Origin of the sequence: Exiguobacterium sp. s125, from assembly GCF_018618605.1 — a bacterium.
GTDB lineage: Bacteria > Bacillota > Bacilli > Exiguobacteriales > Exiguobacteriaceae > Exiguobacterium_A > Exiguobacterium_A oxidotolerans.
This window is the reverse complement of the sequence record NZ_JACSMI010000001.1, coordinates 301,036-327,105: the sequence shown is the minus strand read 5'-3', so window position 1 is coordinate 327,105 and position 26,070 is coordinate 301,036. Positions and strand designations below refer to the sequence as shown.

General features: G+C 48.3%; 31 protein-coding genes and 2 riboswitches. Of the genes, 5 read left to right on the top strand and 26 right to left on the bottom strand.

The window, feature by feature from the left end; all coding sequences use genetic code 11:
• Positions 1–86: 86 nt before the first annotated feature.
• From KNQ05_RS01580 to KNQ05_RS01565, 4 genes are all read right to left on the bottom strand, one after another.
• Positions 87–584 carry a GNAT family N-acetyltransferase gene (locus tag KNQ05_RS01580; RefSeq protein ID WP_214768789.1) on the bottom strand — a complete coding sequence of 166 codons (498 nt, stop codon included), beginning with the start codon at positions 582–584 and terminating at the stop codon, positions 87–89.
• Between the two features lie 62 nt (positions 585–646).
• Positions 647–1,156, bottom strand: a complete 510-nt coding sequence (locus KNQ05_RS01575; RefSeq protein WP_088837681.1) for a GNAT family N-acetyltransferase — start codon at positions 1,154–1,156, stop codon at positions 647–649.
• The gene (locus KNQ05_RS01570) at positions 1,153–2,019 is read right to left on the bottom strand and encodes an NAD-dependent epimerase/dehydratase family protein (protein WP_088837682.1); all 867 of its coding nucleotides are present in this window, start codon (positions 2,017–2,019) and stop codon (positions 1,153–1,155) included. The genes KNQ05_RS01575 and KNQ05_RS01570 overlap by 4 nt, the downstream gene beginning before the upstream one ends.
• Positions 2,020–2,143: 124 nt before the next feature.
• Positions 2,144–2,494 carry a HesB/IscA family protein gene (locus tag KNQ05_RS01565; protein ID WP_029331252.1) on the bottom strand — a complete coding sequence of 117 codons (351 nt, stop codon included), beginning with the start codon at positions 2,492–2,494 and terminating at the stop codon, positions 2,144–2,146.
• 116 nt (positions 2,495–2,610) lie between these two features.
• Positions 2,611–2,750: riboswitch (FMN riboswitch) on the top strand.
• 157 nt (positions 2,751–2,907) lie between these two features.
• Here KNQ05_RS01565 and KNQ05_RS01560 point away from each other — a divergent pair.
• Entirely contained in the window at positions 2,908–3,474 is a 567-nt protein-coding gene (locus KNQ05_RS01560) for an ECF transporter S component (RefSeq protein WP_088837683.1), read from the top strand.
• 60 nt (positions 3,475–3,534) lie between these two features.
• Here KNQ05_RS01560 and KNQ05_RS01555 read toward each other — a convergent pair whose 3' ends face one another.
• A complete protein-coding gene (locus KNQ05_RS01555; protein WP_088837684.1) occupies positions 3,535–3,768 on the bottom strand; it encodes a YuzB family protein in 234 nt (77 codons plus the stop codon).
• Between the two features lie 92 nt (positions 3,769–3,860).
• Between KNQ05_RS01555 and KNQ05_RS01550 the strand changes: the two genes are divergently transcribed.
• Positions 3,861–4,913, top strand: coding sequence for an NAD(P)/FAD-dependent oxidoreductase (locus KNQ05_RS01550; RefSeq protein ID WP_088837685.1), 1,053 nt, complete (start codon positions 3,861–3,863; stop codon positions 4,911–4,913).
• Between the two features lie 350 nt (positions 4,914–5,263).
• Here KNQ05_RS01550 and KNQ05_RS01545 read toward each other — a convergent pair whose 3' ends face one another.
• Positions 5,264–5,566, bottom strand: coding sequence for a DUF1462 family protein (locus KNQ05_RS01545; protein ID WP_088837687.1), 303 nt, complete (start codon positions 5,564–5,566; stop codon positions 5,264–5,266).
• Positions 5,567–5,675: 109 nt separating this feature from the next.
• On the opposite strand from KNQ05_RS01545, the gene KNQ05_RS01540 reads away from it, so the two are divergent.
• On the top strand, positions 5,676–5,903 hold the full coding sequence (locus KNQ05_RS01540; protein WP_012371190.1) for a NifU family protein: 228 nt from the start codon (positions 5,676–5,678) through the stop codon (positions 5,901–5,903).
• Positions 5,904–5,950: 47 nt separating this feature from the next.
• Here KNQ05_RS01540 and KNQ05_RS01535 read toward each other — a convergent pair whose 3' ends face one another.
• A complete protein-coding gene (locus KNQ05_RS01535) occupies positions 5,951–6,715 on the bottom strand; it encodes a TIGR01457 family HAD-type hydrolase (protein ID WP_088837688.1) in 765 nt (254 codons plus the stop codon).
• 6 nt (positions 6,716–6,721) lie between these two features.
• Positions 6,722–7,165, bottom strand: a complete 444-nt coding sequence (locus tag KNQ05_RS01530) for a DUF86 domain-containing protein (protein ID WP_088837689.1) — start codon at positions 7,163–7,165, stop codon at positions 6,722–6,724.
• A gap of 155 nt (positions 7,166–7,320) precedes the next feature.
• Between KNQ05_RS01530 and glpX the strand changes: the two genes are divergently transcribed.
• Both glpX and KNQ05_RS01520 read left to right on the top strand, forming a co-directional pair.
• Entirely contained in the window at positions 7,321–8,301 is a 981-nt protein-coding gene (gene glpX / locus KNQ05_RS01525) for a class II fructose-bisphosphatase (protein WP_088837690.1), read from the top strand.
• Between the two features lie 38 nt (positions 8,302–8,339).
• Positions 8,340–8,618, top strand: a complete 279-nt coding sequence (locus KNQ05_RS01520; protein WP_088837691.1) for a DUF3055 domain-containing protein — start codon at positions 8,340–8,342, stop codon at positions 8,616–8,618.
• A gap of 47 nt (positions 8,619–8,665) precedes the next feature.
• Here the strand turns inward: KNQ05_RS01520 and KNQ05_RS01515 are convergent, their stop codons facing one another.
• From KNQ05_RS01515 to KNQ05_RS01430, 18 genes are all read right to left on the bottom strand, one after another.
• Positions 8,666–9,118: a general stress protein gene (locus tag KNQ05_RS01515; protein ID WP_088837692.1), complete on the bottom strand. Its 453-nt coding sequence runs from the start codon at positions 9,116–9,118 to the stop codon at positions 8,666–8,668.
• 88 nt (positions 9,119–9,206) lie between these two features.
• Positions 9,207–9,572, bottom strand: a complete 366-nt coding sequence (locus KNQ05_RS01510) for a YutD family protein (RefSeq protein ID WP_088837693.1) — start codon at positions 9,570–9,572, stop codon at positions 9,207–9,209.
• Positions 9,573–9,677: 105 nt separating this feature from the next.
• Positions 9,678–10,577: a lipoyl synthase gene (gene lipA / locus KNQ05_RS01505; RefSeq protein ID WP_088837694.1), complete on the bottom strand. Its 900-nt coding sequence runs from the start codon at positions 10,575–10,577 to the stop codon at positions 9,678–9,680.
• Positions 10,578–10,641: 64 nt separating this feature from the next.
• Positions 10,642–11,946, bottom strand: coding sequence for a bifunctional metallophosphatase/5'-nucleotidase (locus tag KNQ05_RS01500; RefSeq protein WP_214804323.1), 1,305 nt, complete (start codon positions 11,944–11,946; stop codon positions 10,642–10,644).
• Between the two features lie 20 nt (positions 11,947–11,966).
• Positions 11,967–12,809, bottom strand: coding sequence for a DUF72 domain-containing protein (locus KNQ05_RS01495; protein WP_088837696.1), 843 nt, complete (start codon positions 12,807–12,809; stop codon positions 11,967–11,969).
• A gap of 120 nt (positions 12,810–12,929) precedes the next feature.
• Positions 12,930–13,490 carry a dihydrofolate reductase family protein gene (locus tag KNQ05_RS01490; RefSeq protein ID WP_214804322.1) on the bottom strand — a complete coding sequence of 187 codons (561 nt, stop codon included), beginning with the start codon at positions 13,488–13,490 and terminating at the stop codon, positions 12,930–12,932.
• A 629-nt stretch (positions 13,491–14,119) separates the two neighbouring features.
• A complete protein-coding gene (sufB, locus tag KNQ05_RS01485) occupies positions 14,120–15,517 on the bottom strand; it encodes a Fe-S cluster assembly protein SufB (RefSeq protein WP_028105809.1) in 1,398 nt (465 codons plus the stop codon).
• A 32-nt stretch (positions 15,518–15,549) separates the two neighbouring features.
• Positions 15,550–15,984: a Fe-S cluster assembly sulfur transfer protein SufU gene (gene sufU, locus KNQ05_RS01480; RefSeq protein ID WP_029331275.1), complete on the bottom strand. Its 435-nt coding sequence runs from the start codon at positions 15,982–15,984 to the stop codon at positions 15,550–15,552.
• The gene (locus tag KNQ05_RS01475; protein ID WP_214804321.1) at positions 15,974–17,197 is read right to left on the bottom strand and encodes a cysteine desulfurase; all 1,224 of its coding nucleotides are present in this window, start codon (positions 17,195–17,197) and stop codon (positions 15,974–15,976) included. The genes sufU and KNQ05_RS01475 overlap by 11 nt, the downstream gene beginning before the upstream one ends.
• A 1-nt stretch (position 17,198) precedes the next feature.
• Complete coding sequence (sufD, locus tag KNQ05_RS01470; protein ID WP_088837698.1) at positions 17,199–18,476, bottom strand: Fe-S cluster assembly protein SufD; 1,278 nt, start codon at positions 18,474–18,476, stop codon at positions 17,199–17,201.
• 18 nt (positions 18,477–18,494) lie between these two features.
• A complete protein-coding gene (gene sufC, locus KNQ05_RS01465) occupies positions 18,495–19,280 on the bottom strand; it encodes a Fe-S cluster assembly ATPase SufC (RefSeq protein WP_012371204.1) in 786 nt (261 codons plus the stop codon).
• A 156-nt stretch (positions 19,281–19,436) separates the two neighbouring features.
• Positions 19,437–20,663 carry an MDR family MFS transporter gene (locus KNQ05_RS01460; RefSeq protein ID WP_214768802.1) on the bottom strand — a complete coding sequence of 409 codons (1,227 nt, stop codon included), beginning with the start codon at positions 20,661–20,663 and terminating at the stop codon, positions 19,437–19,439.
• A 72-nt stretch (positions 20,664–20,735) separates the two neighbouring features.
• Positions 20,736–21,563 (bottom strand): MetQ/NlpA family ABC transporter substrate-binding protein, encoded by an 828-nt coding sequence (locus tag KNQ05_RS01455; protein WP_088837700.1) that lies wholly within the window; start codon positions 21,561–21,563, stop codon positions 20,736–20,738.
• A 32-nt stretch (positions 21,564–21,595) separates the two neighbouring features.
• Entirely contained in the window at positions 21,596–22,261 is a 666-nt protein-coding gene (locus KNQ05_RS01450) for a methionine ABC transporter permease (RefSeq protein WP_088837701.1), read from the bottom strand.
• A complete protein-coding gene (locus KNQ05_RS01445) occupies positions 22,258–23,280 on the bottom strand; it encodes a methionine ABC transporter ATP-binding protein (RefSeq protein WP_214804320.1) in 1,023 nt (340 codons plus the stop codon). The genes KNQ05_RS01450 and KNQ05_RS01445 overlap by 4 nt, the downstream gene beginning before the upstream one ends.
• Before the next feature lie 78 nt (positions 23,281–23,358).
• Positions 23,359–23,465, bottom strand: a riboswitch (SAM riboswitch).
• 59 nt (positions 23,466–23,524) lie between these two features.
• Positions 23,525–24,691 (bottom strand): bifunctional cystathionine gamma-lyase/homocysteine desulfhydrase, encoded by a 1,167-nt coding sequence (locus tag KNQ05_RS01440; protein WP_088837703.1) that lies wholly within the window; start codon positions 24,689–24,691, stop codon positions 23,525–23,527.
• Positions 24,684–25,607 (bottom strand): PLP-dependent cysteine synthase family protein, encoded by a 924-nt coding sequence (locus KNQ05_RS01435; protein ID WP_214766896.1) that lies wholly within the window; start codon positions 25,605–25,607, stop codon positions 24,684–24,686. The genes KNQ05_RS01440 and KNQ05_RS01435 overlap by 8 nt, the downstream gene beginning before the upstream one ends.
• Positions 25,604–26,068 (bottom strand): S-ribosylhomocysteine lyase, encoded by a 465-nt coding sequence (locus KNQ05_RS01430; RefSeq protein WP_088837705.1) that lies wholly within the window; start codon positions 26,066–26,068, stop codon positions 25,604–25,606. Before KNQ05_RS01430 ends, KNQ05_RS01435 begins: the two co-directional genes overlap by 4 nt.
• Positions 26,069–26,070 lie beyond the last annotated feature (2 nt).

Sequence of the window (26,070 nt, the reverse complement as noted above, 5' to 3'; positions counted from 1 at the left end):
GAAGCGTTTCCTCGGTGTAAATCGAAGGAACGCTTCTTTTTTCGTAGTTTTCCCAAACGAAACCCGACTGATTTCCGCTTCCTTCGTTACGAAAAGGAGAGGGGTAAATCAATCCGGTAAAGGTGTTCCTCCAGTTCTTTCCCACCCCGTTCGATCACACACCCGGAAACACGGATACCTCCGAGTCGTTCATAAAAGTGGCAGGCCGGATTATCCGCGAGCACGGCAATGATGAGTGACGTAACACCATGTTCCTCCAACTGACGGACGACACGGTTGACTAAGGCGCGACCGATTCCGCGCCCTTGATACGAACGCAACAAATAGATCGCTGACAGTTCCCCTTCTGTCGATTCTGTTTGATTTTGCTTGCCGTGGGCAAAACCAATCAAACCTTTTGCGTCGACAGCAACAAAAACAAGTCCATCAACTAACAATTCCCGCCATGCAGCGGCACGCTTTTCTGTCGACAACTGATCGAGGTAGTCGTCAGGAATGATACCGCGGTATGTCTCTTGCCACGCTGAAACGTGGACGGTGGCGATTGCTTCAGCGTCGTCTAACGTCGCTCGCCGTATCTGCATCTCGAAACCCCCTCCCTCAAATTAAAAATCATCCTAATCAAAGTAGGATGATTAGAATGATGTTAAGACAGCGGGACATTGAATCGTCGTACACGTGACCCGTCTTCTTTCATAAATGACTCCAGTTCTTCTCCGCCGTTCGCTTCGATGACACGTCCTGACGCGATGTTGTCTGCACTGCACGTAATCAAGACCGATTCTAGTCCACGTTCTTTTGCGACTTCAAGTGCTTGACGCAGACCTTCCGTCGCGTAACCGCGCTTCCGGGCGCTCGGCCGAATCCCGTATCCGATATGACCCCCGATTTGTTTTAAACCATCGTTTAAGTCATGACGGAAGTTCACAGCACCGACGATTTGTTTCCCGTCGTAAAACCAATAGGTCGAGTGCGTCACCCAGTTCTCTGGAGCCGTCAATGCCTCTTGTTCCTGCTCCTCTAAAAAGTCAGCGAGGGGTAAAAAAGTTTTGCTGACGACACTCGGGACAATCGGTTCCCCGGATTGTTCCCATTCTGCCAAAAAGTCTAAATACTCCGTTTCGAGATGGACGGACGGTTTTACTAACGTAATCATTTGTGATTTCGTACCTCCTCTTCAATGAGTCGATCGAGCCACTCGTCGACGTGTTGGAATAAATAGCCGGCTTTTTTCGCTGCTGACGTATCCATGTAGAAATCACGTTCTGGCGCCAGTGGTGATTCATCGTCGCCCGTCGTCGCGAACGTTGATTCCGTTCCTGCGACACGGTCAATCTTATCCATCAAATCTTGAATCGATAACACCCCGTCACTCGCTGCATTGATCGGTCCTGTCATCGTCGAACGACCACACCATTCAAGGAACGAGGCCGCTTCATAGCTTGAGATATATCCCATTTTCGCATAGAGGTTTTCAGCCACCACAGGAGTCCCTGCGAGCGCACGTTTCACATGGAAGACGAGACGTTCCGTGTAATCATCCGGTCCTAAGACGACCGGGAAGCGAACGGCGATAACAGGAAATGTCGCCCGTTGAAAGAAATAACTTTCTGCTTGGCGCTTTCCTTCCCCGTAATCATGTTCCTGTTCCAAGTCATATTTCCCGGGAAACGGATTGAAATCCCGCTCTGAAAGATTTGCTCCTCCCCCGTCATAGACGGACATCGTCGACGTTAAGATGTAGCGTCCGACCTTTCCTTCGAATGCATCGACGGCAAGTTTTGCTTGATATGGATTAAAACAAATATTGTCGTAGATGATATCCCAGTTTTGACTCCCTAAATCTTTCATCGTACTGCTTGACGTCCGGTCCCCTTTAAAGAATGTCAAGCCCTTCGCGACAGGTGGCGTATGTTCCCCCCGTGTGACGAGCGTCACATCATCGCCGGCGTCAGCGAGTCGTAATGCCAGCCGTCTTCCAAAATAACGTGTCCCACCAAAAATCAACACTTTTCGCATCGATAGTCCTCCTTAATGATGACGTACTCATTCCGTTGCCCTACTGTCTTCTCTACCCGATTCTTAAAATCCTGTATCTCACGAAAAAACAAAAAAACGCGGACTCTGAGGTCCACGTTGTGAGTTAGCAACCACCGGGTGTCCCGGCGTTCGTCGCTGTTCTAAATGATGTCCCGCAGCCGCATGTCGCGATTGCATTCGGATTCGTGATTGTGAATCCGCCACCGAGCATCGATTGTTTATAGTCAATTTCTAATCCTTTGACGACCGGATAGTCTTTTTCATTGACGATGACATTGACACCATGTTGCTCAAATGTCAGGTCCGTCTCCTTTTGGCTATCGAAACCCATTCCGTAGGAGAGACCACTGCATCCGCCACCTTGAACGAGCATGCGGAGATTTCTTTCATCGTCCGGCGCTTGTTGCATCATCTCTTTGACTTGAAGAGCAGCTGCTTCTGTTAATTGGATCATGTAATCACCTTCCCTTTTTCTATAGTATACGCAATTTCATGCGGATTCGAAACCTAGTTGCTTGAAACTATCTTGAATTCGTTGTATAAATGAATTGTATCAAAAAAATTAAATCGTTCCATCTTCAGGGCAGGGTGAAATTCCCGACCGGCGGTAAACAGACCATTGTCTGAAGCCCGCGAGCGAATAGGGCGCTATTTGCTGATTCTGTGTGACTCAGGAGCCGACAGTATAGTCTGGATGGGAGAAGATGGCGGCATGTATATAGACTTATTCCGATTTTGCACATTTCGGATAGGCTTATTTTATTGCGGACTTCTCCCCTGTTGAATCTTATTCAACGGGGGTTTATTTTGGACGCAGTCATGCCAATACTTCATCGAGAGGAACGAAAAAAAGGAGATTTTACTCGTATGAAACGCACTCAAAAAATGGTCACACTCTCAATGTTAGGTTCAATTTCATTTGTTCTTATGTTACTCAACTTCCCACTACCCTTTTTACCGAACTATTTAAAAATCGACTTCAGTGATGTCCCGGCGTTGATTGCTGCTATCATGTTCTCACCGGTAGCGGGTGTAATCGTCGAAGCATTGAAGAACGTTCTCTATTATATTTTCCGCGGAAGCGGTGTTCCGGTCGGCGAACTTGCAAACTTTGCAGCGGGTGTTGCTTTCATTCTTCCTGTCAGCTGGTTCTACCATAAAAAGAAATCAACGCAAGGTCTTGCAACCGGCTTAGTCGCAGGAACAATTACCATGGCACTTGGACTTGCGATTCTCAACTATGTTTTGATCCTCCCGGCATATGCTTGGTTCTTCGGGATGGACTACATGCTTGATCCGGCTGTCAAATGGACAACGATCATCGCTGGTATCTTGCCGTTCAACATCATCAAGGCCCTCTTCATCTCAGCACTCTTCATTCCGCTGTTCTTAAAATTAAAACCTTGGATCAACCGTCGTCAACAAGCTGCATAAGTCCTAGGCGCGCCCGCCGACCGACAAAATCCCCCACTTCATTTGAGGTGGGGGATTTTTTTAGAGTTCATTTTCTTCGATTTTAGCGTAGATGTTTTCTAACAGTTCTTCCGGTGTCTCTCCGATGACGGTCTGGCCGTCAACAAGACAAAAATGGTCAAGCGAGCAGATGCCGCAGTAGCCAAGACAACCATACTCGACGACATCGACATTCGGGTCGCGTTCGAGTTGTGACATGACGACTTGGGTCCCTGCCGCTAAGTTACTGATACAAAATTCAATAATGGGATTCACTTTTTTTCCTCCTTTAAGCAGGAATTTACCTTCCTCTTGTCGTATTATACAAGGTCAGACTGATTTAGGGGAACTAAGGGGGATTTTAAGTTATGAAGCAACTAGTCGTTTTAGGTGGCGGATATGGCGGAATGCGAATTTGTGAACGCTTCAAAGATGAAGAGGTCGCCGTGACGCTTGTCGATCGATTGCCGTATCACGCACTAAAGACCGAGTATTACGCTCTTGCAGCAGGTACATTATCCGATCGTGATGTCCGGATTGAATTTCCGGAGGGGAAACATCTCACATATAAATATGGACATGTCGTTAACATCTCGCCAGAGACGAATTCTGTGTTCTTGCAAGACGGGACAGAACTTTTTTATGACGATCTCATCATCGCATTAGGTTGCGAAGATAAATACCATAACATACCGGGTGCTCAAGAGTTTACTTATAGCATTCAGACACTCGAAGAGTCACGCAAAACGCATCAAGCGATTTGTGGACTGTCGCCCGGCGCGACGGTCTCGATTGTCGGTGCCGGTCTCTCGGGTGTTGAACTGGCAAGTGAACTCCACGAAAGTCGCAAGGACTTGAAGATTCGTTTATTCGATCGTGGTCCATCTGTCCTATCGTTCTTATCTGATAAAGTATCCTCTTACGTTCAGGAATGGTTCGAGGAGCATGACGTCGATGTCATCAACAATTCGAACGTCACCCTTGTCACAGCAGATGATGTCCGCAACGGTGAGGACGTCTATCCGACGAACTTAACGATTTGGACAGCCGGAACGCAACCCGTCAAAGTTGTCCGTGACCTCGGATTTGAAGCAGATAGCGGCGGACGGATTAAACTAGCGGAGCATCATCACGTTCCGGAATACGATAACTTGTTCGTCATCGGTGATTGCGCGAGCCTCCCGTATGCACCAAGCGGACAGCTCGCAGAGCATCAAGCGGATCAAGTCGTTGATGTCCTTGAAGCGAAATGGGCCGGAAAAAAACTTCCGAAATTACCGGAAATCAAATTACGCGGCATGCTCGGGTCACTCGGAAAATCAGATGGATTCGGAATCGTCATGGGTAAACAGGCCCTGACGGGAAAAGTGCCACGCCTTCTAAAATCAGGTGTCTTATGGAAACATAAAAAGATTAAATAAACGCAAAATCCCCAAAGTCCATTTAGGCGCTTTGGGGATTTTAGGCTGTATACACCACTTATGTAGAGTAAAGAGGCTTACATGCCTCTGCTTTCTCCTCACCTTTTCTTACACCGGCCTAAAAAGCTTTTCATTTCGTTGACTCCTGCGGGAAAAAGCGCGTTTTTTCGCGCTGCCAAGAGGCAGGCAAGACCCTGCTCGTTGTCCGCCAGGATCAAGGGGCTTGCGCCTCGCCCGAGGAAAGCAACGAAGAAGAAACAAGCTTTGATCACCCCATACTACTTTGTCTACACGCTGAAACCCCCAAAGTCCGCTTAGGTACTTTGGGGATTTTTAAACGTCAATGAAGTTTACTGCGCAGCCTGATTCAATTTCAGATCAATCGCACGCGTGACTTTTTTCAGTTGAACATACCCTTCGTCAATCATTTCGCCATCGAGTAAGACGAGTGGGTAAAAATATTCGTCGTCTTTTAAAGCATCCACCCAACTGTCACGTGTCGTCGCCTGTTCAAAATCGACGTAAACAAATGTTAACTCCGTTTCATATTTCCGTCCAAGTACAGCCTGTAACCAGCTGAACGTCTCTTCCGAACTCGGTGCCCCGACACAGCTCGGACACGTCACAGCTGCCCCATATACCTTGATTTCCATCAGATATCCCCCTTCTTCCGTTTACTCTTTCTCAGTATACAAGTTTTCCAGATTGAGAACATTTTTCAACCCTGTTACAATGAATTTATAAGAAAGGATGTGTTTACGCATGGAAATGTTTGATCAAGTGAATGAAGTCCTCGAAAAATTGCGTCCGTTCCTTCTTCGTGATGGAGGAGACGTTGAGCTCGTAGATGTTGAAGATGGTATCGTTAAACTTCGTTTGATGGGAGCTTGCGGCAGTTGCCCAAGTTCGACAATCACATTGAAGGCTGGTATCGAACGTGCCCTGCTTGAAGAAGTAGCTGGCGTCGTTGAAGTAGAACAAGTCTTCTAATTCGAAAAAAACCCCCGATGACATCCGTCGTCGGGGGGTTTTTATGGTTATAAAATCCACTCGGCAAGCGAATCGACCATGTACGTCGGCTGAACATCCTGCCCTTGAATAAAGACAGGCGTATGAACACCCGAGTTGACATGCATCGTCCGAATCCCACCATTGATTCCGAATAAGATATCCGTATGGTAGTTGTCACCAACCATGATGACATCTTCCTTCGCAAGACCAATCATTTCAGCAGCGATGTTGACCATGACCGGTTCCGGTTTCCCGATATAAAACGGCTCTTTTTCTGTCGTCACGCGTAAAACCGACGTCAAGGCACCGTTTCCTGGTAAGAAGCCGCGTTCTGTCGGAATTGCGATATCGCCGTTCGTCGAGATGAATCGTGCTCCTGCCCGAATCGCCAGTGCACCGATTGCTAACTTCTCATACGTGATTTGACGATCGAGTCCGATGACGACGTAATCCGCATGCTCATCGGCAACGACTTGAAGTCCTTGTTGTTCTAAGGCATCGAGCAACCCGTGTTCACCGATTGCATAGACGTTTGCACCTGGGTCGAGTTCTGCGATGTAGCGACCTGTCGCCATCGCACTCGTTAAGACATGTCCTGCATCGGAATGAACGCCCATGCCGCGTAGTTTTTCAGCGACGGCTTCTGCTGTCATCGATGCATTGTTCGTCACGAACAGGTACGGCACGCCTTCTGCTTGCAAGCGATTGACAAAATCAACGGCTTCTTGAACAGGTTCTGTTCCGTTATACATCGTGCCGTCTAAATCGAATAAATAACCTTTCGCTTTCATCCTGACTCACTCCTCGTTTGGTAAAAATGCCGAGACGGGTCCGAGTTCTGTCTCTAAGTATTGACGGACCGCGGACGGAAATCGACGAAGCTCTATTTCTTCTTCGCTCAAGACCGTCCGGACTTCTGCTGTACTCGACTTCGTAAACTCACGGACGATCGGTGTCCGCAGTGCGACGATTCGTTTTAAGCTCGTCGCGAGTTCTGCGTCAATCACCCGCTCGTCTTCTAAAATCAATACGATATCTTCATAACTTCCCGGATCACGCATGATGAAACCATCAATCATACTATTTCCGATATCAATGATACTTTCGATGACTAAAAACCCGATCCGTTCCAACGCTAAAGCTGTCGTCACCGCATCCCCCGTTAACTCTTTGCTTTGACGAAGCGCTGTCTCGAAACAAATCACCGTTTGTTCAATCTTTTCCCGATTCACGAAATACATCTAGCATTCCCCCTCACATCTTCCATTTTAGACCTATCGGCGGTCCATGAAAAGCAGAAACGCCATTTGCATCACATTCCTCAATGTGTTATCCTCAATTTAGATTTTTACCCAAAATAGTATGTCACATTAAGTGACTTGGAGGTTATTTATACATGGAACGGGAACTTGCATTAGAAATCGTCCGCGCAACAGAGGCTGCTGCCCTCGCATCTGCAAAATGGATTGGTCGTGGGAAAAAGAACGAGGCAGATGATGCCGCAACGACAGCGATGCGTGAAGTCTTGAATACGGTCAATATGACAGGAACAGTCGTCATCGGAGAAGGTGAACTCGATGAAGCACCGATGCTGTTCATCGGCGAACAACTCGGCACGACAAATGGTCCGATCGTCGACATCGCAGTCGATCCGCTCGAAGGCACGAACATCGTCGCAAAAGGACTCGGTAACGCCATGGTCGTCATCGCTGTCGCAGACCAAGGCGCACTCTTGCATGCTCCTGATATGTACATGGATAAATTAACGGTCGGTCCGAACTTAAAAGGACATGTCTCGCTCGACGATCCACTCGAAGTCATCATTGAAAAGGCAGCTGAACTGAACAATAAACGGATTGAAGACGTGACGGTCATCATGCAAGACCGCCCCCGTCACGACCACTTCCGCGAAGCCGCTATGCGGATGGGCGCCCGCGTCCGGTTATTCGAGGACGGCGATGTTTCTGCCGGAATTGCCCCCCTTTCACCGGCAACAGGCATCGACATCTTCATCGGAACGGGCGGTGCACCGGAAGGCGTCATCACCGCTGCTGCTGTTAAAGCAATGGGTGGCGACATGCAGGCACGCTTGCACCCGATGGACGACGAAGAGACGGCCCGTGTCATTCGGATGGGACTTGCTGATCCGTTACAATTATTGACGCTCGACGACTTAATCAAGAGTGACGATTGTATCTTCGCGGCGACAGGTGTCACGACCGGTGAAATGCTCGACGGGGTCAAGTTCATCACGGACGATATCGTAGAGACGACGTCGCTCGTCATGCGCTCAAAAACACGGACCATACGTAAAGTCATCGCGGAACACAGTCTGTCGCGCAAACCGTACTTGCAAAATGTTCCCCAAACCCTTTAATCTGAAAAGAGACTAGGAAATGAGGGACTTTACACGTCATGATGGAAGAACGCGATTTTTTATATGATGATGTCGAACAAACGAAAACACGGTTTATTTGCTGGATTGGTGAAACGAGCCGGTTCGATTTAGCAATCACGCACTCGGAACATTTTTTCGGAAAGATTTTAGTGCTGAATTTACTCTCGAACCGCTTCGCAATCATCGGTGCCGATGATTTTGACGAACCGGGTTATATCGCTCATGCCTTCGACCTCGAAGAAGACGCAGCTGATGAACTCGAACGGTATTTAAGTGAATACATTGGTCTCACATGAAAAAAAGCAGCTCCATCCGTGAAGGATGGAGCTGCTTTTTAAGCATTTTAGAGGAGACGATCATTGCGTTCATTCAGTGTATTCGGTCCACTGAACACATTCGTATTGTCTGAATCATCATGAGCTTTACGCTCTGAATGCTGATCTGCCTCGTCCCCGACGAGCAAGACGAATTGATGGTCTTCGACTGCTTTGTTTGCACGGTCGACATCTTCTTTACTTAAGCCACTCGCTTGCAACACATCTGTATGCGTCGTCGAAGCAGCTTCTTTCTTTTTGAAGATCCCTTTGATCTCATGCCATAGGTTCATATGCTCTTCTTGCGACAGCTTCGTTGACGTTTGGTGATTATGCAAATCTGCCATGTCTTCGATTTGATCTAAATCATAGCGGTCATGGGCAACGACTTTTAAGTCCGTTGAAATGACTCCGGCGACACGCAAATCATGAACAGCACTAACGATTTCTGGCACAGTTTTATAAATCCCGACGATTCTCATGTATGGTTCCCCCTATAGGTACGTGATACTTATAGTAATAGCCGAAATCAGCCCATCAGAAACGCTTTTAAATATGTCTTTTTGATTACTATGCTTCTTCAGTCGGAGAAAATTTACGTTTAAGCTTCAACGTATTGGCCGAAGATCCGTCGAAGCGAGGTGGTGCTTCTTCTCCTTCTACCGGCTCCATCCGCTTGACGATGAAATAAGCACAGCCGAAATTACAGTATTCATATAAATAATCCGCAACATGCGAAATCTTCGTATCAAACGTCGCCTTGATGTGATCGTCATTATAGAAGCCACGTAGTCGAAGTTGACCGTGCCCCCAATCTCCGACGATGTAATCATATTTTTCGAGGACATCACTGAATCGTCCGATGAAAGCTTCCTCATTGAAACCTTCACGCTTTTCTTCGACGATTTCATATCGTTCGCGATTGACTTGTATCATTTTTCCACCCCCTGCTCCTATTATCATAGCATATTCATTTCTGAAAACGAATCTCCGCGCAGACGAAAAACCGTCCCAGTCGGCTACTGAGACGGTTTCATTTACTCAATCGATTGGTAAAGCAGCTTTATTTTTTTTCGCTGCGTTGACTTGTTCATCCGCATGATAAGAAGAGCGGACGAGTGGACCGGCTTCACAGTGTGAGAAGCCTTTGCCAAGCGCAATTTGTTTTAGTTCAGCAAATTCTTGTGGTGTATAGTATTTGATGACATCCAGGTGTTTTTTCGTCGGTTGAAGATACTGACCGATTGTCATGATATCGACGTCGTTCGCACGAAGATCATCCATCGTCTGTAAAATCTCTTCCCACGTTTCACCAAGTCCTAACATCAAACTTGATTTCGTCGGGATTTCGGGAGCAAGCTCTTTTGAACGGCGAAGGAATTCGAGTGTCCGGTCATACGTTGCTTTTGCGCGGACCGTCGGTGTCAAGCGTCGAACCGTCTCGATGTTATGGTTCATGATGTCCGGTTTCGCTTCAATCAAGGTTTGGAGCGCATCAAAGTTTCCACCCATATCAGATGGCAAGACTTCAATCGATGTCTCCGGGTTCATCCGTCGTACTTCACGGACCGTTTCGGCGTAAACTCCTGCCCCGAAGTCATTCAGGTCGTCACGTGCTACTGCCGTGATGACTGCATGTTTCAAGTTCATCAGACGAACCGATTCTGCGACACGTGTCGGCTCTTCTAAATCGAGTTCATTCGGACGTCCTGTCGTCACAGCACAAAAACGGCAAGCCCGTGTACAGATACTCCCAAGAATCATAAACGTCGCTGTCCGGCGAACGGCCCAACATTCATGGATGTTCGGACACTTCGCTTCCTCACAGACAGTATGTAGCTTTTTTTCTCGCATCATACTCTTAAGCTCTGTGTAGGTCTCGTTCGTATTCAACTTGATTTTTAGCCATTCTGGTTTCCGTTGAATCTCTCCTCTAGCCATAAATACACTTCCCCCTTCATCCCCCAAAAAAGTCATTTATTTTCTGTTTCAGTATACCAAACAATTATCGTTTAGGGGCATGCAATTCAGTGAATTCTGACTTCTCCGATAGCCGGTTAAATAGCAAATCTCGTAAAAGCTCCGGCATGAAATACTGTTTCGGCATGTCTTTGATTGCTGGGAAGAGAGGTCCAAACGTAAACATGTCTGGCATCGCGACCGTGTAGTGCGCCGACTCGTCCAGTGTGGCTAAAACGGAGTCACGTCCTGCGTAATGCATTTTCCCCATCAATTTCCCGCGAAAACCGAGTCCACGGACTTTTAACTGTTCAAACTGATTCGTTTCGACTTCTTCCATGAACGTCATCAGTTGCCGTCCTGTCATCGTGACGTTACACGGATTGATGGGATGCGGACATAACCGGTGCAGGTCGAAGGAAGAGACAGGACCCGGAGATAGCGAACCGAGCAATATACCAGCCGGGACACAAGCAATATCTGCTTTACACCAGTCCTGCATCGTCTCTGCTAACAGTTGGGAGAACGGTGACGGACTAAACCAGTCATTCGCTAGACCTGATGTCCTGCCAATCGGTTGTTTCATCACTTTTTCAGCCGCATATTGTTCCCGGTCGAGTAATCCGGAACTCGCTTCATCCGCCGCATAGTCGTGGAGCGGGTGCAAGACGGCTTCTTTTTCACCGGTATCCGTGTTGAGATAAATCTCACCTGCGTATTGACCGTGCTTACCGGCTTGAGCAATCAAGACACCATTCTTGACGACACCATCGTCTAAGACATGATGCGTATGGGCTCCGATGATTAAATCAAGCTCCGGAAACCGTTCTGCCAGTTCCTCATCCTGATAAAACCCAAGATGACTCAAACAAATCAGGACGTCGACCTGTCCGCGAAGCGACTCGATTTCACGCGCTGCTGCTTCGAACGGGTCTTCGATTGTCCACCCGAGCAACTCATACAGTTCATAGTAAGGGGCCGTCAGACCAAAGACTCCGACGTTACCGGTCGGAAGTTCCTGAATCATGCCAGACTTCGCGAACGGTGCTGTCATATTCGAGACGAGTACAGGGAACGTCGCTTCTGTATAGAGTGCCGCAAGCCAGTCATGGGGAAACGTGATTCCTTCATTGTTTCCGATCGTCACGGCAGTCGGTGCTAACTCATTTAAGAGATGGGTATTGATTTTTCCTTGCGTCGCTTCCGTCGCCGGTGCGACACGGTCTGCATGATCCCCTAAATCAAAGACAAGGGAGTCGTACGTCCGGTGTTCCTTGATGAACGACATATAGCGAGGCCACATATCAAAGTGTGAATGAAGATCATTATAATGGATGACGTGTAACTTCACGCTCAAAGCCTCCTCTAAAATTAAAACAACGAGATTTGCCGGGGAGCGAGTTCATAATCGAGATTAAGGATCTCAATCAGACGTTTCGCATTCGGCGCGGCATCGCCTGCTGAATTGTTATTAAAGAAAACATACACGTCTTTCGCTTGTCCTGCAAGCGTCCGGACATGTTCTGCTAATTCTTGTAATTCTTCTTCCGAGTACCGGTATAAACAACGGACCTTCCGCCAGTCGTCACTGCTTTGTCCCGGCTTTTTCAGCCAGCCGTTTTTGTTCCGACCATGCAAGCGGACGAACGCTGTTTCTTGCGTGACGACAGGAACAAACGGGACGGAACCGTCTTCTGTCTGCGGCTCATCACAAATCGTATGAATGAACTGATGCTCTGCTAAAAAACGAAGTGTCCGTTCCCGATATTCGTCGGAGTACCAGGACGGATTTCTGAATTCGATCGCAACCGGGAGTCCCGCAAGCGATTTACGAACAGTTTGCAAGTATTCAAGGTGAACTTTACTAACGTCGAACCAAGGTGGCAGTTGAACGAGAATCGCAGCAATCTTCCCGCTCTGCCGCATCGGCTCAATTGACGCGATATATTGTTCGAAAATCGGACCGAGCGGATCTTTGTTGTCCCGATCGTGCCCGCTCATCGCCCGGTGTACTTTGACGATGAAGCGAAAGGCGTCTGGTGTTTCTGTGACCCATTTTTGATAGTTTCGTTCCGGTTGAATCGCATAAAACGTCGAATCGACTTCGACTGCCGGAAAATGTCCCGCGTAGGCAGCCAGTTTTTCTTTTCGGTCTTGCGGTGTCGGATAGAGGCTATCATGATCCCCCCAACCGGTCACGCCGACATAAATCATCCGCTTATCCCTCCTTACGACAAAAAAGACCTATCGCTTTTTTTGACGCAGGCTTTTTTGCACTGTCTATTTTCTTATCATATCACAGCTAAATCGAAAACTTCTTCTCGAAGATTGTCGTCAGCGTGTTCGTTCGTATCGAAGGACAACACAGCCGGAAGAAGCAAAGTGCCGTTGTTCGACAAGCCGTAAAGCAAGTGATTGGTCGAGTCGTCCAAACATCCGTTTTCCGCCTCCGAGCAGAACAGGATAGACGACAACATGGTATTTATCAATCAAGTCACGTTGCATGAATTGTGCAGCAAGATTTGCGCCACCGACGGATATCCGTTTGCCGGGCATCCTCCGTAAACGTTCGACTTCTTCTTCAATCGTCCCTGTTGCGAGCCGGGCATGCCCATCGACGTGCGTCAATGTCCGGGAGAAGACAATCTTCTCGATTCCTGTCCAAATCAGTGCATAGTCACGAATTTCTGTGACTTCTTCCGTGTCGCTTACGTTCGACCAAAACGGATGCATCATTTCATATAATTTCCGTCCATAGAAATGTGTATCAAACTGTTTTTCGTAGTCATTGAAGTAACGATGGAGTTCCTTGTCAGGTGTAAAGGGGAGTAAGCCTTGCTCATCTTCGAGATAGCCGTCAAGCGATACTTGAAATGAGTAGACGATCGATCGCATCGGTCATCCTTCCTTTCTAGAAGCTGTTTCTTACTCTCTACCCGTTGTCGGAAAGAACAATCAACAATACCCCAGTAAAATAAGACCGTATGCCAGACGGATAGTTCGTGTTATCCGACACGCTTTCCCTTCTCGAATCACATCTTGAAAACACGTTGATTCTCGTGACTCCTACTGGAAAAAGCGTTCGGCGATAATCGCTTTAGCAACCAATCTGACTTTCGTTAAAGTCAGATACTGGAGACAAATGCTATCTTATGAAGATCGAAGAGCCGACATCACCATACTGCCGTGTCGCGCTTCCATGTCTCGACTCGCCTTACTCTACGGCACAACCTAAACAAAGCTTCTCTTTTTCGTTGACTCCTACGGGAAAAAGCGCAAGGCAACTTGCGCTGTCAGAGGCAGGCAAGACCCTGCTCATTGCCCGATAGGTCAAGGAGCAACGGCTTGCCCCTCGCCCGAGGAAAGCAACAGAAAAGGAAGAAGCTTATTCTTGTCTAATCCGGCTTCGCCTAAAAAAGTACGAGAGCAGATTTTAATCTAAACGAAATCACGCGCCTCACCCGATTCCTAAAGGAAAACGGATAAAGCGCGTGAGGAGTGTAAAATTCTTTTTCGGAGTTAGATTATCCGATTGAACCTTCCATCTCGAACTTGATGAGACGGTTCATTTCGACCGCATATTCCATCGGCAATTCTTTTGTGAACGGCTCGATGAAGCCCATGACGATCATTTCCGTTGCTTCTTCTTGTGAAATCCCACGGCTCATGAGATAGAACAATTGTTCTTCCGAGACCTTCGATACTTTCGCTTCGTGTTCAAGCGAGATGTTATCGTTAAGGATTTCGTTGTACGGAATCGTGTCCGATGTCGATTGGTTATCCATGATGAGTGTGTCACATTCGATGTTCGAACGCGCTCCGGTCGCTTTACGGCCGAAGTGGACGATTCCGCGATACGTAACTTTCCCACCGTGTTTCGAAATCGATTTCGAGACGATCGTTGACGACGTGTTTGGCGCAAGGTGGATCATTTTCGCACCCGCATCCTGGTGTTGTCCTTTACCCGCGATGGCAATTGATAATGTCATCCCACGTGATCCTTCACCTTTTAAGATGACGGCTGGGTATTTCATCGTCAATTTCGAACCGATGTTACCATCGACCCATTCCATCGTCGCGCCGGCTTCACAGATCGCACGTTTCGTCACGAGGTTGTAGACGTTGTTTGCCCAGTTTTGGATCGTCGTGTAACGGCAATACGCGTTTTTGTTGATGAAGATCTCAACGACCGCCGAGTGAAGCGAGTTCGTTGTATAGACCGGTGCCGTACATCCTTCGACGTAGTGCACAGATGCTTCTTCGTCAACGATGATGAGCGTCCGCTCGAATTGACCCATGTTTTCCGAGTTGATCCGGAAGTAGGCTTGAAGCGGCGTATCCATCTTGACGCCTTTTGGTACGTAAATGAACGATCCACCCGACCAAACCGCTGTGTTAAGGGCAGCGAATTTGTTATCTGTCGGCGGAATCAATTTACCGAAGTACTCACGGAACAAGTCTTCGTTCTCTTTGAGTGCTGTATCTGTATCTTTGAAGACGATCCCTTGATCTTCAAGTTCACTCTTCATGTTGTGGTAAACGACTTCTGATTCGTACTGTGCCGAAACACCTGCCAAGTACTTTTGTTCTGCTTCCGGGATACCGAGTTTGTCAAACGTACGTTTGATTTCTTCCGGTACTTCATCCCATGATTTTTCAGCACGTTCCGACGGTTTCACGTAATACGTGATGTCGTCAAAACGAAGATCTGATAAATCGCCACCCCAAGCTGGCATCGCTTGTTCGTTGAAAATCTTAAGCGATTTCAAACGGAAGTCGAGCATCCATTGTGGTTCTTCTTTCATTTTCGAGATCGTTTCGACGACTTCTGTCGTCAAGCCGCGTCCAGAACGGAAGATCGAGATATCGCGATCGTGGAAACCATATTTATAATCGCCAATTTCAGGCATGTTCTTAGCCATGTTCATTTCCTCCTCTTACTTACTGACCGAAGTTACTTGCCTTCTTCCACGCCACGTTCGAGCGCTTTCCAAGCAAGTGTCGCACACTTGATACGTGCTGGGAATTTTGTCACACCGGAAAGTGCTTCTGCGTCCCCAAGATCAAACTTCTCATCATCATAGTCTTTCCCTTGAACCATCTCAGAAAAGATTTCTGCGAGTTGTAATGCTTCTTCGACCGTTTTTCCTTTGACGATCTGTGTCATCATCGACGCGGACGCCATACTGATGGAACATCCTTCGCCGTCAAACTTCGCATCTTGGACGATATCGTCTTCGATCGCGAGCTGTAAGCGAATCGTGTCTCCACACGTCGGGTTGTTCATATCGATCGTCACGCCTCCCTCGATCGCACCGCGATTACGAGGAGTTTTATAATGATCCATGATCACTTGACGGTACAAGTGATCGAGATTGTTAAAATCCATGACTGAAATACTCCTTCGTTTGACGAAGTCCTGTCACTAAGGCATCGACTTCTTCTTGCGTGTTATACAAGTAGAAGCTTGCTCGTGCCGTTGAACTGGCACCGAGCCAACGCATCAGTGGTTGTGCACAGTGATGACCGGCGCGGACTGCGACGCCTTGCATGTCGAGTACCGTCGCGACATCATGTGCATGGACATCGCCGAGATTGAATGTGACGAGACCGACACGTTCTTCTGGACCATAAATCGTTAATCCATCGATTTCACGCATCTGTGCCATCGCATACCGCGCGAGTTCGCGTTCATGGGCTTCGATGTTCTCTAGACCGATTTCTTCTAGAAAATCAATCGCTGCCGACAGACCGACTGCCCCCGCAATGATGGGTGTACCGGCTTCAAAACGGTACGGTGATGGTTTGAACGTCGATTCTTCAAGTCCGACGTAATCAATCATCTCGCCTCCGAATTCGACCGGTTCCATCGCATTCAGTAATGCTTTTTTACCATATAAGACGCCGATTCCTGTTGGTCCACACATTTTATGGGCAGAGAACGCCAGGAAATCACAGTCGAGATCGACGACGTCAATTTTTTGATGCGGTGCACTTTGCGCTGCATCGACGACCATGACGGCACCGACGGCATGCGCGAGTTGCGCCACTTCTTTGATTGGATTGATCGTACCGAGGACGTTCGAGACATGTGCCATCGCAACGACTTTCGTCCGATCGGAAATTTGTGCTTTGACGGCTTCAATCGTCACGCGACCATCAGCTGTCAAATCAACATATTTCAATTTCGCTTTTTTCTTTTTCGCGACTTGTTGCCACGGAATGAGATTCGCATGGTGCTCAAGATAGGTGACGACGATCTCGTCGCCTTCTTGCACATGCTCCATTCCGTAACTGGACGCGACGATATTAATCGCCGTCGTCGTCCCACGGGTAAAGATAATTTCTTCATAGTGTTGCGCCTTGATGAAACGACGTACGTTCTCACGCGCACCTTCGTACGCATCCGTCGCTCGTGTTCCGAGCGTATGGACGCCACGGTGCACATTCGAATGAACCGTCTTGTAGTAGTTGTCGATCGCTTCGATGACGACGAGCGGCTTTTGTGACGAAGCCGCACTATCTAAATAGACGAGTTTCCGGTCATTAACCTGTTGGTCAAGAATCGGAAACTGATTGCGGATGGATGCATCGATTCCCATATTAGTTTACTTTCCCTTCAATCACTTGAACGAGACGTTCCTTGACGGAGTCAATCGCAAGCTCAGAGACGACAGGTTGTAAGAAACCGTGAACGACAAGGCGTTCTGCTTCTTTACGTGACAACCCACGGCTCATCAAGTAGTAAAGTTGAAGTTCGTCGACACGGCCGACAGATGCCGCGTGTCCTGCCATGACATCATCTTCATCGATCAAGAGGATCGGGTTCGCGTCACCACGTGCCTTTTCAGACAACATGAGCACACGTTCCGTTTGGACTCCGTTTGATTTCGACGCACCATGGTGAATCATTGACGTTCCGTTGAAGATCGACGTCGCCGAATCTTTTTGAACACCGTGAATCAAGATGAATCCTTCCGATCCTTTACCGAAATGATCTGTCCGGACGTTGAAGTTTTGTTTTTGATCGCCACGACCGACAGTAACGGCTTTCGTATCTGAGAACGAATCGTTCCCGACGAGATGCGTTTTCGTTTCTGTGATCGTATGTCCGTCATTCATGTGACCGAGTGCCCATTCGAGCTTCGCGCCTTGTTTGACGACACCACGGCGGTTCATATACGTGACAGCACCTTTCGCAAGCGTATCAACGCCTCCGAAAAGAACTTTTGCATTCGCTTCGACGAACACTTCCGTCACGACGTTGACGTTATGTGCTTCTTCACCGTAAGAGACGAAGCTTTCGATATACGTCAATTCGCTGTCTTGATCGGCAACGATGATTGCGTGGTGGTAAAGTGCGCCGCCTGCTTGTTCGAGCGTATAAATCGCTTGCATCGGTACCGTCAGCTTAACGCCTTTAGGTACGTACAAGAATGTTCCGCCGTTCATGAGCGCTGCGTTGAGTGCTGCGAGACGGTCTTCATTGACGTTAACGCCTTCTGTCATGAAATACTTCTCAACGAGTTCCGGATGATGCTTCATCGCATCCTCAAGCGTCGTGAAGATGACACCGTTCGTTGCTTCACTGTTTTGCGCATGGACAAGTTGTCCGTTACGCGTGATCAACATATGGTCACGGTTTTCACCGATTAATGTTTCGATATCCGGCGTGAGACCTGTTGCTGTCTCAAGATCTGCTGTGCCTTCTGTGAAGTTCCAGCCACCGATTTTAATTTTTTCTACTTTTGGCAATGCGAGCGTTGGGGCAAGATCAAGTGCATCTTGGCGCTTAGAAATCATCCAAGCGGGCTCCCCTAAGCGAGTCGCACGTTCTGCCACTGCCTCGCGATTTACGGCAAGATTCAGTTCTACAGTCATCATGCTTCCTCCCTCGTCTTACGCTTTTGTTTCGATTTCGACTTCTTCGATGCCGAGTTCTTTTTTAACCCAGTCATATCCTTCTGCTTCAAGACGGTGTGCAAGTTCTTTTCCGCCAGACATGACGATTTTTCCGCCCATCATGATGTGGATGAAATCAGGCTCGATGTAGTTCAAGAGACGCTGATAGTGCGTGATGATGAGGCAACCGAACTCAGGTGAACGCATTTCGTTAACACCTTTCGCAACGACTTTAAGTGCATCGATATCAAGACCTGAATCGATTTCGTCGAGGATTGCGATTGCTGGTTTCAGCATCGTCATTTGAAGAATTTCGTTCCGTTTTTTCTCTCCGCCTGAGAAACCTTCGTTGAGGTAACGGTGTGCCATTTCGCCTGGCATTTCAAGAAGTCCCATTTGCGCGTCAAGTTGACGGATGAACTTCATGAGTGAAATTTCATCGCCTTCTTCACGACGTGAGTTGATTGCTGAACGAAGGAAGTCAGAGTTTGTAACACCACTGATTTCGCTTGGGTATTGCATGGCGAGGAACATTCCTGCTTGCGCACGTTCGTTAACTTCCATCTCAAGAACATCTTCTCCGTCGAGTGTGACTGATCCAGATGTTACTTCATACGTTGGGTGACCCATCAATGCAGACGCGAGTGTTGATTTACCTGTCCCGTTTGGTCCCATGACCGCGTGGATTTCGCCGCCTTTGATTTCTAAGTTAACGCCTTTCAAGATTTCTTTGCCGTCGATTGCGACGTGTAGATCTTCAATCTTCAAGTGTGAAGCCTTCATGTAGAATCCCTCCATCTATTCATTTCGTGTCTGACGATTCAGTTCACGAGAGTTACTAATTTAGTATCATTCTAATCTTAATGAATCATACCACATTATTCAAGCGTCATCGCTCATGGTTTTTTCTCAAAATGAAGCCTTTTAGTGAGAATGACTTTAAAGTGATACGACTTCTTTCTCTTCTTCCACCTTCGTTCGTCTGTGAACCCGCTGTGACAGTAAGAGCAGTGGTATTCCGAGTAATGTCAAGAGGGCTAAGCAACCAAAAATCGGCAACGGACGATCGGCGCCAAAATAAAAAAGTAATTGTCCGCCGATGACCGGTCCGATTGACTGACCAATCGATGTTAAGCCCATCGCTCCGAAATAACTGCCCCGTAATTCCGGTTTCGCAAAACTATCGGTCAAGATATCCGTCATCGTGAACATCATCACTTCCCCGCACGTGAAGATGAACATCGCACCGATCATCAACCAGACCGTTCCGGCATTCCCCATGACGAATAAACCGAACGCGACGGTCGCAATCCCGACCGTAATCGAGACGAGCGGCGACGTCTTCATCCCGAACTTCATGATCGGGTACTGGACGATTAATACGGTCACGGCATTAATCGTGATCAATAAAGCAAACAAACTAGTCCCACCGGACAGTAACGTCGTCGTCGTCAAAAATTGCGGCAACGTCGAGTTGAACTGACTGTAGCCGAGAATCCCGAAAATGATACCGGCGAGGGCAAACGTGAAAGCGACGTCCGTTTTCAACAGTTGAACCGTTGCGCCGAACGAAACTTTTTTCCCGCCGTGACTCTCTGTGATCGGATACCGCTGAAACAGGATAAAAATCGCAATCCCGTACGCGAGATAAACAAAGGCTGTTATATAGAAGGTAATCGCTGTATTGCCGGCACTGAGCAATAACGCAATCCCCGGCCCGATCGCAGCCGCGACATTGATCATCGCATAACGGATGTTGAAGACGAACAGTCGATTTTTTTCATCCGTCGTGTCACTGATCAGGGCACGGGCGGATGGTTCAAAAATGGAGCGAAACACGCCGTTCAAGGCACTCAAGGTAAAGAACGCCCAAAACGTCTCGACCTGTGCCAAGGCGATGAAGACGAAAACGAAGCCGAGTGTTCCGGTCAGCATCATCGTCCGACGCCCGTAACGGTCAGACAAGGTCCCGCCGATGAAACTCATGACAAGACTCGAGACGGCTGAAATACTGAGGACCCAGCCGACATCGACCGGGCTGAACTTCAGCACCGTCGATAAATAAATCGCAAAGAATGGCATCGTGATGAACGTCCCGAGCCGTGAGAAAAATGTTCCGAGCAGGACGCCGATCGTCAGCGGATGTAACTGTCGTAAACGGTGCACCTAGAATCCCCCTTCAACTAAAAAAATAATGCATCCTTCCATTATATAGGAAGAATGCATCATTCGAGTGAATTATTTGCTGACCGGAACGACAGCCCCTTTATATTCTTTCGTAATCCAATCCTGTGTCTTTTTCTCGTGTAAGATATCGAGCAATGCCGTCACACGCTCGTCTTTTTCATCACCTTCACGCGTGACGATGATGTTGACGTATGGTGAAGACTCATCTTCAAGGGCAATCGTGTCTTCTAACGGGTTCAAACCGTTATCAATCGCGTAGTTCGTGTTGATGAGGACAGCATCGCCTTCATTGTTTTTATACGCTTGCGGTAAGAGTGACGCTTCGATATTCGTTTTGAACTCAATGTTTTTCGGGTTTTCCGCGATATCGCTAAGCTGAGCATCTGTCGTCTTACCGTCTTTCAACTTAATTAAGCCTTCGTTTTGGAGGAACGTCAAGACACGTCCACGCTCCGCGACGTTTGAGCTCGTCAAGATTGTTGCACCTTTCGGTAACTCGTCAAGCGACTTATATTTCTTTGAGTAGACGCCGAGCGGTTCAACGTGGACGCCGCCTGCATTTTCAAATTTATAAGATTTGTTCTCTTTTTCCTGTTGCTCAAGGTACGGAACGTGTTGGAAATAGTTCGCATCGATTTCTTTTTCAGCGAGTGCCTTGTTCGGCAACACATAATCTTGGAACTTTTTGATTTCGAGTTTGTAGCCTTTTGCTTCATACTCTTTTTGAACGTGCTCTAGGATTTCAGCATGGGGAACGTTTGAAGCACCGATGACAAGTGTCTTCGCGTCGTCTCCTGACGACTCTTCCCCACATGCCGCAAGACTGACTGCTAAGACGGATACTGCTGCTGTACCGACGAATTTTTTCCAAAGTTTCATGAATAATCCCTCCCAAGTTAACTAAAATAGTATTATCGTTTATCGATGGCTTTTACGAGCAGGTCACCAATAATTTGAATGATGAAGACGATGACGAGAATCAACAATGTCGCGATGGCGATGACATCGTTTTGAGAACGCTGGAAACCTTCGATATATGCCATGTCCCCGAGTCCGCCTCCTCCGACTACTCCGGCCATTGCCGTGTAACCGACGAGCGCGACGAGCGTGACGGTGATACCGGAGACGATTGCTGGTAGTGCTTCCGGAATCAACACTTTATAAATGATTTGGAACTTCGTTGCCCCCATCGATTCCGCTGCTTCGATGACACCTTTGTCGACTTCACGCAGTGCCAGTTCGACCATCCGCCCGTAAAACGGTGCCGCCCCAAGAATCAGTGCCGGAAGTGCCGCTGTTGGTCCTAAGAACGATCCGACGATGATGAGCGTCACTGGAATCAATAAAATCAACAATATAATAAACGGAATCGAACGGAAGATGTTGACTAAAAAGCTGAGCACGGAATACAGTGCCCGGTTCTTAAACAATAAGTCTTCATTCGTCGCATACAACAACAGACCAATGATTAAACCGAGTATGAAAGTCGCTAGACCCGCGACGGCTGTCATATAAACGGTACTGCCAGTCGCCGTCCAGACCATTTCCCAATCGAGGTCGTTAAAGAATGTCGTCATCGGTGATCCACCTCCACTTCCACGTCACTCGCTTGAAGCTTCGCGATGACCGCTTGTGTTTCATGTGTCGCACCAATCAGTTGGATGAACAACGTTCCGAGTGCACCGTCTTGCGTCTGTCCGACGTTCCCGCCGATGATATTAAATAATAAGGTCGAATCTTTCATGACTTCTGCCAGGATCGGACTTTCTGCTGTCGAACCGACGAATGTCAGCTGGACGATTTTCCCTGTCGGATAGCGCTCACGGAGTTTCGCGAACGTCAACTCGTTTTCTGTAGACGACGTCAGTTGTTTGACGAATTCTTTTGTCATCGCTTGTTTCGGATGCCGGAAGACTTCTGAAACAGGACCCTGTTCGACGATTTTCCCGGCCTCCATGACGGCGACCCGGTGACAGATTTTTTGAATGACGTGCATCTCGTGTGTGATCAAAACGATCGTCAGTTTTAGTTTTTTATTGATGTCGACGAGTAACTCTAAGATCGAGTCCGTCGTTTTCGGATCAAGGGCGCTTGTCGCCTCGTCACATAATAAGACGTCCGGGTTTGATGCCAGTGCGCGGGCAATCCCGACGCGTTGTTTTTGTCCACCGGATAGTTGTGACGGATAAGCGCCTTCGCGACCGTCGAGTCCAACGAGTTGAATCAGCTCGGCGACCCGTTCTTTCCGGCGTGCTTTCGGATATCCGCCGAGTTCGAGCGGGAACATAATGTTTTCTTCGACCGTTCGTGACCAAAGCAAGTTGAAGTGCTGAAAGACCATCGAGACATTTTTCCGGACGCCGCGTAATTCTTTCGGTCGTAACGTCGTCATCTCGACACCGTCAATTTGAATCGAACCGCTTGTCGGTGCTTCTAACATGTTCAGCAGGCGAATCAAGGTTGACTTCCCTGCACCGGAATAACCAATTATTCCGAAAATTTCGCCGCGCTCAATCGTGAGATCGACGTTTGCGACAGCTTCGACTTCGCCGCGCTTCGAGCGATAAATCTTTCCTACATCCTGTAAACGAATCACTACTGTCCCTCCTAAACATAAAAAAAGTGCGCACGTTTTAGAGCAAACGCGCGCACTTTCAGTACACAAAACCATTTGCTCTCATCTTGCAGACGTTCGTCTGCTGGAATTAGCACCACTTCGGAAATAAATTCCGCGGTTGCCGGGTTTCATCGGGCCAGTCCCTCCACCACTCTTGATAAGAGTTATCGGTATTTAGTTGTTTTTAATATATTTTGAATATTAGCAGGGGTTATTTTGCTTGTCAAACAGTTTTTTCAGAAACTTTTTCGAGCAAACTGAAAGCATGCGTTAAATCTTCTTTCAAATCCTCTGCATCTTCAAGTCCGACCGAGATTCGGACGAGACCATCCGTGATGCCGAGTTCTGCCCGACGTTCTGCCGGAATCGATGCATGTGTCATCCGTGCCGGAACGGAAATCAAACTTTCGACCGCCCCTAAGCTTTCAGCAAGCGTGAAGAAGTGTGACGCTTCCACAAGTTTCTCTGCATTTGCAGCTGAACCGACATCAAAGCTGATCATCCCGCCGAAACCAGTCGCTTGTTTTTGTTGAATCGCATGACCGGGATGCGATGCGAGCCCCGGGTAGAAGATGTTCGAGACGACGTCTTGCGCTTGCAGGAAGCTGACAAGTTCATGTGCTGTCTCTTCGATCGCTTCCATCCGGATACCGAGCGTCCGCAGACCACGGACAAGCAGGAAGCTGTCTTGCGGTCCGAGAATTCCACCCGTCGAGTTTTGGATGAAGTGAAGTTCTTCGCCGAGCGTATCATCGTTGACGACGACAAGCCCTGCGACGACGTCCGAGTGTCCGCCGATGTATTTCGTTGCACTATGCAGCACGATATCTGCCCCAAGCGCGATTGGTTGTTGCAAGTATGGTGTCGCGAACGTGTTGTCGACGACGAGCTTCAAGTCGTGACGACGCGTGATGGCTGCGATCGCTTCGATGTCCGTCACTTTTAATAACGGGTTCGTCGGTGTCTCGACGTAGAGCATCTTCGTGTTGTCCTGAATCGCCGCTTCCGTCGCGCTGAGATCCGTCGTATCGACGAATGTCACTTCGATGTTGAACTTCGGTAGGACACGTTGCATCAAGCGGAACGTTCCGCCGTAGACGTCGTCCGTCATGACGATGTGGTCGCCAGACTGAAGCAGATTGAAGACAGCATGGATCGCCGCCATTCCTGATCCGAACGCGAATCCACGGACGCCTCCTTCAAGATCAGCAATCAATCGTTCGATGCTCGTCCGCGTCGGGTTTGCTGTGCGCGAGTACTCATACCCGTCTTTTAATTGACCGATTTTTTCTTGCTTATATGTGCTCGTTTGATAGATTGGCGGTGTAACGGCACCCGTTGCCTTGTCTACACCCGTTCCTCCGTGAATCAACGCTGTTTTTTTACGCATGTGTCTCGTCCACCTTTTCAAAGATTTGTTGGCTCAAATACCGTTCTGCACTGTCTGCGAAGACGGTAACAATCGTACTTCTAGGATGGCGCTGGGCGATATCGAGCGCCGCGGCGAGTGCCGCTCCTGCTGAACTGCCGACGAGTAACCCTTCACGTGCCGCCAGTTCATGGACCTTCGTAAAAGCATCCGAATCAGAAATCGTATGAATTTCATCAACTAAATCACGAGAAACGAGACTTGGCCATTTGGCTGTCCCGATTCCTTCTGTTTTATGCGGTCCGGCTGACCCTCCGTTGAGGACGGAGCCTTCCGGTTCGACGATTGCCCCTTTTGTCCCGAAGCGTTCTTTTAAGAAAGCCGTCGTTCCGGCAAACGTTCCACCTGATCCGCATCCGGCGACGAACCAGTCGATGTGACCGAGTTCCGCCACAAGCTCCGGACCAAGTGTCCGCTGATAAGTGACCGAGTTTTCTTCGTTTTCGAATTGGAGTGGCACATAACTGTTCGGAATCGTTTGTCCGAGTTCTTTTGCCTTATCGATTGCGCCTTGCATATCGAGTTCAGTCGGCGTGTTGACGACAGTCGCGCCGAGTGCCCGCATCAACGTCTGTTTCTCTTGACTGAACTTTTCCGGGACGACACAAATGACCTGTAAGTCATATTTTTTAGCGGCGAGCGCCAAACCGATGCCGGTGTTGCCGGCAGTCGGTTCGATGATCGTTCCGCCTGGTGTCACGTACCCCTGTTCGATTGCGGCATCAACGAGTTGGATACCGAGGCGGTCTTTGACGCTGCCCCCAGGGTTCATCCATTCGAGCTTCGCCAAAATCCGCGTACCAGCAGGCAAATCGAATGAAGTAATCTCGTACAGTGGCGTATTTCCGACGAGGTCGCGGACTGAATTCGCGATCATCCGAAGACGATGTCCCATTCGTCGCGACCGGCAAGCATTTTCTCGGCATAGTGCTTCGCTCCTTTAAGGTCGTGTGCGCTCGCAAACCCACATTGTGTTTCGTTTTGTGCCGGAATCACTTCAGCCGCTAAGACGTCGTTCAGTGTCTTCTCGACCAGTTCACTCATTTTTTCGACTGAGTCAAAGTTCATCATCGCCATGTAGAAACCAGTCTGGCAGCCCATTGGCGAAACATCGATGACGTCGTCCGAATAGTTGCGGATGTTTTCAGCAAGTAAATGTTCGAGTGTGTGCATCGCACGCATCGGCATTTGCTCGACGTTCGGTTGTGTGAAACGAATATCATATTTGACGACTTGGTCGACTTTACCTTCTTTATAGCCTGCTACACGAATATATGGTGCTTTGACTTTCGTATGGTCCAAGTTAAAGCTTTCTACGTTCATTTTTTTGATTGTCATGA